Genomic DNA, 12,963 nt, shown 5'->3' with positions numbered 1-12,963 from the left:
CATAGTGGAATTTAAAGTCTGCTCCTGCTTCTATTGTCTCATCTGTTACATACATATGAATCTTACCATAGTGGAATTTAAAGTTGTCTGAAGCTGTTAAGTTTGCTGCTGCTCTCTCTATATGAATCTTACCATAGTGGAATTTAAAGACAATATATAATTCACTTTTAATTAAGAATCTTGTATATGAATCTTACCATAGTGGAATTTAAAGCACTCACATCTATAAATCAACATCATATCATCAAATATGAATCTTACCATAGTGGAATTTAAAGTCTATACCGTATCGCAAGTCGAACGGTTTAAACTATATATGAATCTTACCATAGTGGAATTTAAAGTACTTCAATGAAGGCGGGATTCACAACGCGTCAATGATATGAATCTTACCATAGTGGAATTTAAAGAAATATTATACAAAATAAATAAAAAACGGTCGCTAGGATATGAATCTTACCATAGTGGAATTTAAAGAAATAAAAACTAAATATTGGAAAGCGTACACAAAAATATGAATCTTACCATAGTGGAATTTAAAGGTATCTTCTGTTAACAGTTTTACACGTTTGTCGCCATATGAATCTTACCATAGTGGAATTTAAAGTTAATACAACTTTCATATCTGTTTCTGTTTTCTTCATATGAATCTTACCATAGTGGAATTTAAAGTAGCATTCCATTGATTGTTTCTACAGTTACAGTATATATGAATCTTACCATAGTGGAATTTAAAGTGCATACGGAAGGCAGATTGCTAGTCTGCCTTATAATATGAATCTTACCATAGTGGAATTTAAAGCAAGTGCCAGGAATGGAGAATGTAAAAGGTCGAGATATGAATCTTACCATAGTGGAATTTAAAGCCTGACAATCTTTCATATTCATCAACACAGTTCTTATATGAATCTTACCATAGTGGAATTTAAAGAGAATATTATCTAGGAGTGTTCAAAGATGGGAACGGCATATGAATCTTACCATAGTGGAATTTAAAGGAGACAGAAGATGCAGTCGTGAAATTATACGACAGATATGAATCTTACCATAGTGGAATTTAAAGTAAAGAAAAGAATCAGTCAAGCCTTACTACAGTAATATGAATCTTACCATAGTGGAATTTAAAGAAAATTTTGGATTATGGGTTTAAACATTATACAGTTGTATATGAATCTTACCATAGTGGAATTTAAAGTCGTTGAAGTGTAGGGGTTTTCAGTTAAAACGGTCGACATATGAATCTTACCATAGTGGAATTTAAAGACTATATTTCCGTCATTACTCTTTATACGTTTCATAATATGAATCTTACCATAGTGGAATTTAAAGTTTGTATCCATCCGTATCTTCATACCTGACAGCATACTATATGAATCTTACCATAGTGGAATTTAAAGTCATTAAAGAGTCTGACTCCACCGTTGCCATGCTATATGAATCTTACCATAGTGGAATTTAAAGAGTACAGAGTCGATTATTCTAACATGGGAAGATCCGATATGAATCTTACCATAGTGGAATTTAAAGGAAGCTAAGAATACATCAGTACAGAACGGTGACAAATATGAATCTTACCATAGTGGAATTTAAAGAGCTGAACATCGAATTCAACTTTCAACTTATCACCTATATGAATCTTACCATAGTGGAATTTAAAGGTGCTTCTTCAAAGTTGAAGAAATGGAAATCTGATACTGATATGAATCTTACCATAGTGGAATTTAAAGTAATGCAATCTATAAGGTGCATATACTATTGTTCCATATGAATCTTACCATAGTGGAATTTAAAGGCATTTTCCATAGCTGTAAGCAAGGTTGCTTCTTAATATTAATCTTATCATAATGGACCTAAAAATGATTAATATAATGTATTTCATTTGCACAGTTCAAGAACTCCATAGACAAAAGAAACAGCAGAAATTGGAAATAAAATCATTGATTGAATAAGAGCGTGGTTAGATTGAAATTTTACAAAAACCCCCTCATAACCATCAAAATATTTCCCCAAAAGAAGTGTTTTTATGATATCATATATATGTCTTCTTACAGAGCATGATTAATTGGTTTATGTAACTTTATTATATCACAAATTGTGAGGAGATTTTTGTTTTTAATAATAAGAAAGTACCACATTTAATGCAACTTTAGGCATTAAAAAAAGCCTAAAACATCAGAATTTTAAGAAAGGGGACATAGCAATGGTTGATACACAGAATATGGAGATGGATATAGAGAAGATCTTAGAAGAACTTACACTTGAAGAGAAGATAAAAATGATTCACGGATGCGGTCTTTTTAAAACAGAAGGAGTTAAGAGACTTAATATTCCGTCACTTAAGATGTCAGATGGACCTATGGGTGTTCGAGCTGAATTTAAGAATGATGAATGGACACCAGCAGGGAATTCAGAAGATGCAGTGTCATATTGTCCAAGTAATACCGCAATAGCATCAACATGGAACAGAGAACTTGCAGGCAAAGCAGGAAGTATTCTTGGAGAAGAAGCAAGAGGAAGAGGTAAAGACGTTATATTAGGACCGGGAATTAATATAAAGAGGACTCCGTTATGTGGACGTAATTTTGAATATTATAGCGAAGATCCTTATCTTGTAAGTGAACTTGTAGTGCCATGTATTGAAGGTATTCAACAGAATGATGTTGCAGCATGTGTTAAACACTTTGCAGTTAATGGGCAGGAAACAGAACGATTATGGGTGAATGTTGAATTAAGTGAGAGAGCTTTAAGAGAGATATATCTTCCAGGTTTTAAAGCTGCTATTAAAAAAGCAAAATCAAAGACTATTATGGGAGCGTACAACCTGTTTAGAGGAATACACTGTTGTGAGAGCAGTGAATTGCTTGGAGATATCTTAAGAAAAGAATGGAATTATGATGGCGTAATTATATCAGACTGGGGAGCAGTACATGATACTGTTGCAGTAGCAAAGAGTCCACTTGATATAGAGATGTCAATTACATATAATTTTGATGAATATTGTATGGCTAATCCTCTTATAGATAAGATTAAAGATGGCAGTGTGGACATTAAATATGTAGATGAAAAAGTAAGAAATATACTAAGACTTATGATGAGACTTAATATGATAGAGTATAAGGATGGCAGAATTGAAAAATGCAAAGATAGGAAAGCTGGAAGTTATAATACACCAGAACACAGACAGGATATTCTTGAAGTGGCAAGGCAGGCAGTAGTTTTATTAAAAAATAATGACCATGTGCTTCCTTTTAATAAGAAAGATACAGACAAGGTATTAGTTATCGGTGAGAATGCAATAAAGGCTCATGCCAATGGTGGAGGAAGTGCGGAGATAAAAGCTCTGTATGAAATAACACCATTTCTTGGAATAGTGAAATTGCTTGGCGGTAATACAGAAGTAACATTTGCAAAAGGATATGAATCATCTGTATATGACGAAGGTAATAATGACGTAAACTGGCAGGCAGACAGCCTAAAGAGTAATGAAGAGAATGTAACAGATACTTGTAATGATAAGAGTGAGGAATCTTGCAAAGCAAGAGAATTAAGAGAGGAAGCAGTAAGACTTGCAAAAGAATATGATAAAGTCATATTTGTAGGTGGTCTTAACCATGACTATGATATTGAAGGAAGAGATAAAAAAGATATAAGGCTTCCGTATGAACAGGATGTACTTATAAAAGAACTTGTAAAAGCAAATGAGAATACCGTTGTATGTATTATGGCAGGTAGTGCAGTAGATATGAGTGAATGGCAAAATGAAGCCAAGACTATTGTATATTATCCATATAATGGAATGGAAGGCGGAACAGCACTTGCACAGGTACTTTTTGGAGAAGTTAATCCATCAGGTAAATTAGCAGAGACTTTTCCTTATGAATCATCAAGAATACTTAAGAATGACGAAGAAGCATATCCTGGAAGAAAAGTGACTGATGAAGAAAAACAGAGAATGAATGCAATACTTACACAGGAATATAAAGAGGGCATATTTGTAGGATATAGATATTATGAGAAATATAATATTCCTGTAGCTTTTCCATTTGGACATGGGTTGTCATATACAACTTTTAAATATTCTGATATTAGTATTCAAGAGGATGAGAAGAACATACTAGTAGAATTAAAAGTTAAAAATACAGGTGACTTTGATGGATATGAGACAGTAGAGATATATGTTGGTGAACGTAATATATCTGAAGATAATCCTGTAAAAGAACTTAAAGGTTTTGAAAAAGTATGGCTGAAAAAAGGAGAAGAAAAGACTGTACATATAGATATAGCTAAAGATATGCTTATACATTATAATGAACAGAATAGAAGATGGGAACTTAAGAATACTGAATATATAATATATGCAGGTAGTTCATCAAAAGATATAAGACAATCTAAAGTGATAACATTGTAGATATAGGTACAATCTGAAGTAATAACGTTGTAGATATTAAGACAATCTGAAGTAATAACGTTGCAGATATTAAGACAATCTGAAGTGATAGCATTGTAGATATAGGTACAATCTGAAGTAATAATATTGTAGATATAGGTAATATGTCCGTTTGACACTTCTCATATCCAAGGTATATATTATATCTATGGGAGAGTGAAGATAATGAATTTAAAACAACTACAATATTTTATAACGATTGCAGATGAAGGCAGTATATCAGCGGCGGCAAGAAAACTCTATATGTCACAGCCACCACTTAGCTATCATATAAAACTTCTTGAAGATGAATTAAAGTGTGAGCTGTTCTACAGATATGCAAGAAATCTGGTATTAACACCGGCAGGGGAGACACTTTATAGATATGCCAAAGATATAATTGAACTTAGTGATGTAGCAATCACAGAGACGATGAATATAGGGCATATGACAGAGGGAACGCTTCGAATAGGAATAGTATCATCTGTAGTAGGTTCAGCTGCTATGGAATGGATAAAAGAATTTGGAAGAAAATATCCGGAAGTTCATTTTGAGATAGTTGAAGGTGATACATATGAGCTTCTAAACAGGTTCAAATCAGGAATGTTACATATTGCTATTATAAGGACACCTTTTGTAAATGACAGTTTAAAAATTGAGAAGATATTCACAGATAAACTGATTGTAATAGGAGACAGAACACTTCTGCCTGATGAAGAAGTTCCGGTTGATTGCAGATATCTTGAGAATAAAAAGCTTATAATATATAAGAGATGGCAAAGTATAATAGAGAAGAAATTTGAAGAAGAACTTGTAAAACCTGATTTTTATATAATTAATGATGATGCAAGAACAACAGCATATTTTGTACAATCCGGTCTTGGAATAGGAATAATTCCGGAATCAGCGACTTCACTTATAAAGGGTGATAATATCGCAATGCGTGAATTAAATAAGCCGGATATAACATCAGATGTAGTGCTTGCTTATTCAGATGAAGAGACTTTGCCACTATGTGCCAAACGCTTTATTGAATATGTAAAAACTGAATATTGTAAGTAAAGACATAGCCTCTGCATGAGATATATCATAATAAGTTAATGCTTTATATATTGATATATTCAATGCAGAGGCTATATTTATTAACAATTAATGCTTAAAATCCTTCTTTTGCAGAGGCTATATTTATTAACAATTAATGCTTAAAATCCTTCTTCTACAGAGGCTATATTTATCAACAATTACTTCTTAAAGTCCTTCTTTTAAAGAAACTATTTTAGCATATATATCAGGATGCTTCTTTTTTAACTGTTCATCCATATAATCGTGACGTTCCCTGAATTTTTCAGCAAGTTCAGGATGTTCTTTTGCAATCTTCTTAAAGAGTTCTATACGTCTGCTCTCAAGTCGTCTTGCAATAGTAAGTTCGTCTTCACCAGATAGACTTACAAGTTCAGACAGATGAGCTTCAAGATGTGATAACCATTCATCTTCGTCAATCTCGCCAAGTTTCTTCCAGTTACCGGTTGTGATAGCTTCGAGTGAGCCATTTTCTTTAAGTTTAGCAATCTGAATATGAATCTGACGTTCAATCTCATTCTCGGCTTCATTGCCAAAAGCCCATACGAATTCCTGCACAGTATTCTCGGCACGTTTTCGTATAATTGAATGTTCCGTATTATCAGCACCTACAAGTGGATATGGATGAGAAAGTCCAAGATCTGAGAGTGCAGTTCCTATAGACTGACGCACACATCCATCAGTGATAAGATCGCCAAGACCAAAACGTCTTAATTGGACATTGAGATCTGATATATGTTCAGTGATATAGAACCTGATACCTTTTTCATTCAGATTACGTCTTATGATTAGAAGCATTTCAGCAGCAGTACTGTCAATGCTTGTTATACCACTTGCATCGATTATGACAGCCTTAGTATCATCTTTAATCGCATTTTCAATATCATTTTGGAAGATTCCTGCATTAGCAAAGAAGAGATCGCTGCTAAAACGGTATATAACAACACCTTTTATAGGATAAGTATATCGAAACATCGTCATGTTGAAGAAATCTTCATGCCCTGGAAGTACACCAAGAAAACATCTTGAAGGCTTTGAGGCTCTTATAATAACTTCGATAAAAGATAGAACAATTCCAATAAGTACACCATATATTGTACCGAATATGAGTACACCTACAAAAGCTCCGAGGAAGATATAGAATTCTTTTCTATTTTCTCTAAAAAGCTTTATTGCCATCTTATATTCTGTTGCACCAATAAGTGCAGATATTACAATTCCTGTAAGTACAGGCACCGGAAGATATTGTATGAATCCTGTTGCAAATAGAAGAACAAGTGCCATAACAAGTGAAGCCACGATGTTGCTAAGCTGAGATTTTCCTTTGTATTGAACACTCATAGAACTTCTTGATACAGAACCATTAATAGGAACAGCACCGGTTAGTGCTGAAGCAAGATTACTCATTGAAAAAGCGAGAATTTCACGATTTTCATCTATTTTATAATTATTCTTAGTAGCAAGATTATTCTCTGCAAGAAGTGTTTCCATCATAATTACAACTGCAATTGGAAGACTTACTTTAAGAGCATCGATTATTCCTATTACATCAAAGTGTGGAAGAATGAATTTTGGAAGTCCTGGCTCTACACTGCTTAGAAGCTTTATACCATAGTCGCTTACAGGAACGAATACTGTAAGACAAGCACCAAGTAACATAATGACTATTGCCATCGGGAATTTAGGAAATAATCTTTTGGAGATTAACATTATTGCAAGGCACGATCCACCAAGTATAAGTGATGGAATATTAATATTACTAAGCGATTTGGCAAAATGACTTGCAAGTTCAAATAATTCACCGGTGCCTGCAGTACCACCGAATAATTTTGGAAACTGCATAAGAATAATAGTGCAGCATATACCACTTATAAATCCACCCATAACAGGTGTTGAGATAAAGTTTACAATTCGCCCTGCTTTAATAAAATAGAATATTAAAAGCCATGCAGCTGTTAAAAGAGTTATTAGCTGGACAACAGCGAATGCATCATCTGTTCCGGCTTCAATTCCAAGTTCAAGAAGGCTTGCACCGACAAGTGCACATGGAGCTGCATCAACTCCGAAGTTAAAATGTGGTGAAGTTGTAAACATTGCAAAAATAAATAGGGGAAGAACTGAACCATATAGTCCATAAACAGCCGATATTCCGGCTATCTGGGCATATCCCATTGCAATAGGTATAGACACCATTGCGATAACAATACCGGTAAAGATATCATTAAAAAGATATTCCTTGCGGTAGTTATTAAGCGTTTTAAACACTTTTAAATTCATTAAGAACCCTCCTGTAAATTTTTCAAAACTATATCATATAATATTATGTCAAGTCAAGAAAAAGTATAGTTGATATGCTAAATCAGGTGCAAATCAGTATTATTTTCGGTGCAATCATTGACATAATATAGTGTGTGTGATATATTTTCAAAACAGTTAGATGAAACTAACAAGAGTAAGCATAAAAAAACGAAAGTAAGAGGAGTGTTAAGATGAAAAAGAAAATAGTATCAGTTATTCTTGGAATTACAATGATTGTAGGCGTATTGTCAGGATGTGGAAGTAAAACAGGCAGTGAAAATAATAACACTACTGCTAACGAGGAGCATAATGATAGTTCAGATAATGTAACAGGAGAAACTCAATATCCTGTTACAATTACACATGCATATGGTGAGACTGTAATCGAGTCTAAACCGGAGAGAGTTGTAACATTAGGATGGGGTAATCAGGATACAGCTCTTGCTCTTGGAATAGTACCAGTTGGAGTATCAGCTGCTAATTATGGATATGTAACTGAACACAAGTTACATGAGTGGACAGATGAAGCATTTTTAGAACTTGGTGAAAGTGAGCCAAATGTGTTTGATGATACAGATGGATATGATTATGAAGCAATAAGTGATGCTGCACCTGATGTTATTCTTGCAGCATATTCGGGAATGACAGAGGAAGAATATAATACTCTTTCAGAGATAGCGCCAGTTGTTCCTTTCGAAGAAACTGCGTGGAAGACAAGCTGGAGAGAACAGACAATTCGTAACGCAGAAGGTCTTGGAATGAAAGAGGCAGGTGAAGAACTTGTTAAACAGACAGAAGATATGATAGCAGAAAAAGTAAGTGAACATCCAGAATTTAAAGGTGTTAAGGCAGGATTTTTTTGGATAAGTGCAGATGATTTTAGTACTTTTTATGCATATCTGCCAGCAGATCCAAGAGCATCATATCTGCAGGATCTTGGATTTGAACTTCCAAAGAGCATTAAGAATCTAGCTGGAGGTGGCAGCGATTTCTCAGTGACATTAAGCAGAGAAAGTGTTGAAGCATTATCGGATATTGATCTAATGGTTGTATATGGTGATGAGGAATTATTAAAAGCATTACAGGCAGACAAGATAATGTCAGAGATTCCGGCGATTAAAAATGGAGCAGTAGTTCTTCTTGATAGTACATCACGTCTTGCAGCATCTACAACACCAAGTATTTTGTCAATTCCTGCAACGATTGATGAATATTTAGATGTTCTATCAGAGGCTTGTGGTAAGATTAATGGATAAAAAAAGAATAGTTTTAGCATATATAGTAATATTTTTGCTGTTATTCATTTGCGTAGCATTATCTGTGACGTGTGGCGTAAGAGATGTAGGTATTAAAAGTATAATAGGAGCATTTGTGCCTAATGCTGCTCCAAAGATAGAGGTTAATATTGTGCTTGCAAGAATTCCACGTACTGTATTTGGAATTCTTGCAGGGGCTGCACTTGGAATATCAGGACAGCTTATGCAGTCTGTAACTAGAAATCCTATAGCAGATCCAAGCATTCTTGGTGTTAATACAGGAGCCTCTCTTGCTGTTGTATGTGGAATTACTTTTTTTAATATTCAAAATGGTAATCAATATATTTGGCTGGCTTTTGCAGGAGCAATAATTACTGCAGTTCTTGTATATGGTCTTGCATCAATGGGGCGTGAAGGTGCAACGCCGATAAGACTTGCACTTGCAGGAGCTGCGGCATCGACAGCTTTACAGTCACTTGTCAATACAGTTATGTTGCCTAATACACAGGTGATGGATCAGTTTCGCTTTTGGCAAGTTGGAAGTATAAGTGGTGCTACATGGGAAGATATAAGACTTATGTTGCCTTATATTATAGTTGGATTTGCTATAGCATTTTTGCTTATGCCATCTTTGAATGCACTTGCACTTGGAGATGATGTAGCGACAGGACTGGGAGTTAATGTTACAGCAGTTCGTATGCTTGCAGCAGTTGCAGGTGTATTATTATGTGCATCGGTGACAGCCCTTGCAGGGCCGATAAGCTTTATAGGTCTTATGGTTCCGCATGTGATTAGAGCATTCACAGGGCCTGAGATAAAAAGGGTAATGCCATTATCGGCATTAACTGGGGCATGTATTTTGCTTATATCAGATGTTCTTGGAAGATTGCTTGGAAGACCTGGAGAACTTGAGTCAGGAATTATTACAGCATTGATTGGTGGTCCGGTATTTATATTGATTATTCGAAAGGTCAAGGTACATTCTTTATGATAGATAATAGTACAATTATGGAAGGACACATCAGAAGGCAGAGAAGATATATAATTATTACAGGAATATTATTAATATTAGTGGTTGTTATTGCTTGTTTTATGATGATTTATGGTAATACAATATATATGCCTAAAGAGATTATTAGAATATTAAAAAGTGATGAGATGAAAGGAGCGGCATTTACAATCAAAACGCTTAGAATGCCAAGAATGTTAGCTGCTGTACTTACAGGAGTTGCATTCGGTGTAGCTGGTAATACATTTCAAAAACTTTTTGGTAACCCGCTTGCTAGTCCTGATGTTATTGGCGTTACTTCAGGAGCAAGCGTGGCAGCAGTGTTTGGAATACTTGTATTAAGGCTTAATGGCGATATTATATCATGGATGGCAGTTATATCAGGATTAGCTGTATCAGGAATTATATATATGTTGTCACGAGGAGAAAATTTTTCTAATGGAAGAATTATTCTTACGGGAATCGGTATGCAGGCATTTTTAAATTCGCTTATATCATGGATGCTGCTAAAGGCTGCTGAATATGATGTGTCAAGTGCATTAAGATGGCTTAGCGGAAGTCTTAATGGAGTCACAATGAATCAGATTCCAAGGCTTGCAATAGCAGTATGTTTTTCGGTGGGATTAATTATTGCATTGAATAGACATTTGCAGATATTACAACTTGGAGATTCACATGCAACAGTACTTGGAGTACGAAAAGGAGCAGTAAGAGTTGGACTTATGTTATGTTCATTACTTCTTATAGCTTTTGCAACTTCTGTAACAGGACCTATTGCATCGGTGGCATTTTTGTCTGGACCTATTGCATCAGGAATAGTCGGACATGGAAGAAATAATACTATAGCATCGGCACTTACGGGAGCTATTTTGGTTATGAGTTCTGATATTGTAGGACAGTATGCATTACCATCGAGATATCCGGTTGGAGTAGTGACAGGAATTTTAGGAGCACCATATCTTATATATTTATTAATTAGGATAAACAGGAGGAGTGAATGATGAATAGTCATGTAATAGCGGCACATAATATTGATGCAGGATATTCTAATAAAAACATACTCTCAGGTATAAGCGTAGAGATTCCAAAGAATAAGATAAGCGTGATTTTGGGTGCAAATGGCTGCGGTAAGTCAACGCTTCTTAAAACATTTGCAAGACTGATTACACCTAAAACTGGTCAGATTATACTTGATGGAAAAGATATATCTCTTATTCCATCAAAGCAAATTGCAAAAACATTGGGTATGCTGCCGCAATCACCGGTCATTCCGGAAGGCATAAGAGTTATTGATCTTGTATCAAGAGGGCGTTTTCCATATAGAAAATTTTTGCAAAGTATGAACAAAGATGATTATAATGCGATAGAGAAAGCAATGCAGATTATGAAGATTACAGAATTAGCAGACTGTGTGGTTGATGAGCTTTCAGGAGGTCAGAGACAGAGAGTATGGATTGCATTGGCACTCGCACAACAGACAGATATATTATTTCTTGATGAACCTACTACATTCCTTGATATAGCATATCAAGTAGATATTCTTGATATGCTTACGGAATTAAATGAGCAATATAATACAACAATAGTTATGGTATTACATGATATTAATCTGTCAGCACGCTATGCGAATAATCTGATCGCAATGAAGAATGGACGTATTATAGCTGAGGGAACGCCACAGGAGATAGTAACACCAAAACTTATAAGTGATATATATGGTCTTAACTGTGAGGTGATTAAAGATCCTGTATCAAAAGCACCGATGATTATACCGAAGGGAAGGTATCATTCATCAGAAATGGTCTGAGTACGAAATTGTCCGGGAGTAAGCCCACACCAATTCTTAAACATGCGAGTAAACGCAGAGGAACTTTGATATCCGATAGTTGAAGATATATCAGATATGCTTAAAGTTGTATTTTGTAATAACTTTACAGCTTGATTCATTCTAAGATTATTGGCATAATTCCATATAGTCTGTTGGTATAGTTTTGTAAAACCGACCTTTAATTTTTGTTCGCTGATATCCAAGGCCTGGCTTAATTCGTAGATTGTTACGAATGAGCCGGGTTCTTTTTTTATTTGTTCATGGGCTAGGATTATTTTGTTAACATCGGCATCAGTTAGCTTTATTTTCCGACTTCCAAGATGAACATATCTGTCAGAAGTATTGGAGGGAATGTCGGAGATACAAGTAATTTTTTTATCTGCAAGATATGCGATAAATTCAAGACAGAGAGCTTTTTGCAGAGCAAGAGTCATACGATTGTGGTTGATAAGAAATTCTATGCGCGATAAGATATCTTTAAGCTCATCAGATATATGACTGTATCGTACATTAGGATTGATGAAGTCAAGAGCGTCTTTAGAGTATCCTAAGAAAGGCAGAAGATGATTGTTTAGGTAGTCAACATTTATAGAAACTTCTATACCACGAAAGTGTTGACCACGTTTCCAACATATAATTCCACCTTCGGATTGTTCTAAGGATAGAAAGGCTGATGGATGGGATAAAGGCTCTAATTTTTTATGGACAATAGAATATGTTATTCCTTCATATATGATGCCGAAATGTAAAAAAGAAGATGTATAGTCAAATTCTGACATAATATCAGTAGGAATTTGATAATCGCCCGTTCCACATTGGATATTGTCAAGAGAGCCACATACATGGATAGAACCTATCTGGGGATTATTCCAAATTTGCTCAAAATCTGAATGAGAAGAACAACTGAGGCCTATTTCTTTATAAAAATGAAGGCTATAGTCTTTTGGGTTTGTTGTTTTATAAAAGTTCATAATTCATTCTCCTGCTTGATACACATATATAAATTATAATTAGTATTAACGAATTATTATAAGTCTATCATAACTATTAGAAAGAGTCAAAATTC

8 protein-coding genes and 1 CRISPR repeat array (1 of these 9 cut by a window edge) are annotated in these 12,963 nt (G+C 34.8%); of the genes, 6 read left to right on the top strand and 2 right to left on the bottom strand.

The features are described 5' to 3' along the window. A CRISPR array of direct repeats spans positions 1 to 1,857; the repeat unit is 30 nt; unit sequence ATATGAATCTTACCATAGTGGAATTTAAAG (it extends 1,776 nt beyond the left edge of the window). 343 nt (positions 1,858 to 2,200) lie between these two features. Beyond that, positions 2,201 to 4,408 carry a glycoside hydrolase family 3 protein gene (locus KQI85_RS09170; RefSeq protein ID WP_216575797.1) on the top strand — a complete coding sequence of 736 codons (2,208 nt, stop codon included), beginning with the start codon at positions 2,201 to 2,203 and terminating at the stop codon, positions 4,406 to 4,408. Between the two features lie 204 nt (positions 4,409 to 4,612). Next, positions 4,613 to 5,488, top strand: a complete 876-nt coding sequence (locus KQI85_RS09165; protein WP_216575796.1) for a LysR family transcriptional regulator — start codon at positions 4,613 to 4,615, stop codon at positions 5,486 to 5,488. A 186-nt stretch (positions 5,489 to 5,674) separates the two neighbouring features. On the opposite strand, the gene KQI85_RS09160 is transcribed toward KQI85_RS09165, so the two are convergent. Continuing rightward, positions 5,675 to 7,783: a SulP family inorganic anion transporter gene (locus tag KQI85_RS09160; protein ID WP_216575795.1), complete on the bottom strand. Its 2,109-nt coding sequence runs from the start codon at positions 7,781 to 7,783 to the stop codon at positions 5,675 to 5,677. Positions 7,784 to 7,995: 212 nt separating this feature from the next. Here KQI85_RS09160 and KQI85_RS09155 point away from each other — a divergent pair, with 212 nt between their 5' ends. The 4 genes from KQI85_RS09155 to KQI85_RS09140 are packed head-to-tail and all read left to right on the top strand — an operon-like array spanning position 7,996 to position 11,876. Then, positions 7,996 to 9,060: an iron-siderophore ABC transporter substrate-binding protein gene (locus KQI85_RS09155; RefSeq protein ID WP_216575794.1), complete on the top strand. Its 1,065-nt coding sequence runs from the start codon at positions 7,996 to 7,998 to the stop codon at positions 9,058 to 9,060. After that, entirely contained in the window at positions 9,053 to 10,051 is a 999-nt protein-coding gene (locus KQI85_RS09150) for an iron ABC transporter permease (protein WP_216575793.1), read from the top strand. The genes KQI85_RS09155 and KQI85_RS09150 overlap by 8 nt, the downstream gene beginning before the upstream one ends. After that, positions 10,048 to 11,070, top strand: coding sequence for an iron chelate uptake ABC transporter family permease subunit (locus KQI85_RS09145; protein ID WP_216575792.1), 1,023 nt, complete (start codon positions 10,048 to 10,050; stop codon positions 11,068 to 11,070). The genes KQI85_RS09150 and KQI85_RS09145 overlap by 4 nt, the downstream gene beginning before the upstream one ends. Beyond that, entirely contained in the window at positions 11,067 to 11,876 is an 810-nt protein-coding gene (locus tag KQI85_RS09140) for an ABC transporter ATP-binding protein (RefSeq protein ID WP_216575791.1), read from the top strand. The genes KQI85_RS09145 and KQI85_RS09140 overlap by 4 nt, the downstream gene beginning before the upstream one ends. Here the strand turns inward: KQI85_RS09140 and KQI85_RS09135 are convergent. Beyond that, positions 11,855 to 12,868, bottom strand: a complete 1,014-nt coding sequence (locus KQI85_RS09135) for an AraC family transcriptional regulator (RefSeq protein ID WP_216575790.1) — start codon at positions 12,866 to 12,868, stop codon at positions 11,855 to 11,857. The two genes, KQI85_RS09140 and KQI85_RS09135, sit on opposite strands and share 22 nt — an antisense overlap. Between the last annotated feature and the right edge of the window lie 95 nt (positions 12,869 to 12,963).

The sequence above is a fragment of the Falcatimonas sp. MSJ-15 genome (assembly GCF_018918265.1).
Taxonomy (GTDB): domain Bacteria; phylum Bacillota; class Clostridia; order Lachnospirales; family Lachnospiraceae; genus Falcatimonas.
The sequence above is the reverse complement of the archived record's forward strand: the minus strand, read 5'-3'. Positions and strand labels throughout refer to the sequence as shown.

Excerpts from the sequence above, each read along its gene's own strand:
- KQI85_RS09170 (WP_216575797.1), top strand. The coding sequence starts at position 2,201 with ATGGTTGATACACAGAATATGGAGATGGATATAGAGAAGATCTTAGAA.
- KQI85_RS09165 (WP_216575796.1), top strand. The coding sequence starts at position 4,613 with ATGAATTTAAAACAACTACAATATTTTATAACGATTGCAGATGAAGGC.
- KQI85_RS09160 (WP_216575795.1), bottom strand. The coding sequence starts at position 7,783 with ATGAATTTAAAAGTGTTTAAAACGCTTAATAACTACCGCAAGGAATAT.
- KQI85_RS09155 (WP_216575794.1), top strand. The coding sequence starts at position 7,996 with ATGAAAAAGAAAATAGTATCAGTTATTCTTGGAATTACAATGATTGTA.
- KQI85_RS09150 (WP_216575793.1), top strand. The coding sequence starts at position 9,053 with ATGGATAAAAAAAGAATAGTTTTAGCATATATAGTAATATTTTTGCTG.
- KQI85_RS09145 (WP_216575792.1), top strand. The coding sequence starts at position 10,048 with ATGATAGATAATAGTACAATTATGGAAGGACACATCAGAAGGCAGAGA.
- KQI85_RS09140 (WP_216575791.1), top strand. The coding sequence starts at position 11,067 with ATGATGAATAGTCATGTAATAGCGGCACATAATATTGATGCAGGATAT.
- KQI85_RS09135 (WP_216575790.1), bottom strand. The coding sequence starts at position 12,868 with ATGAACTTTTATAAAACAACAAACCCAAAAGACTATAGCCTTCATTTT.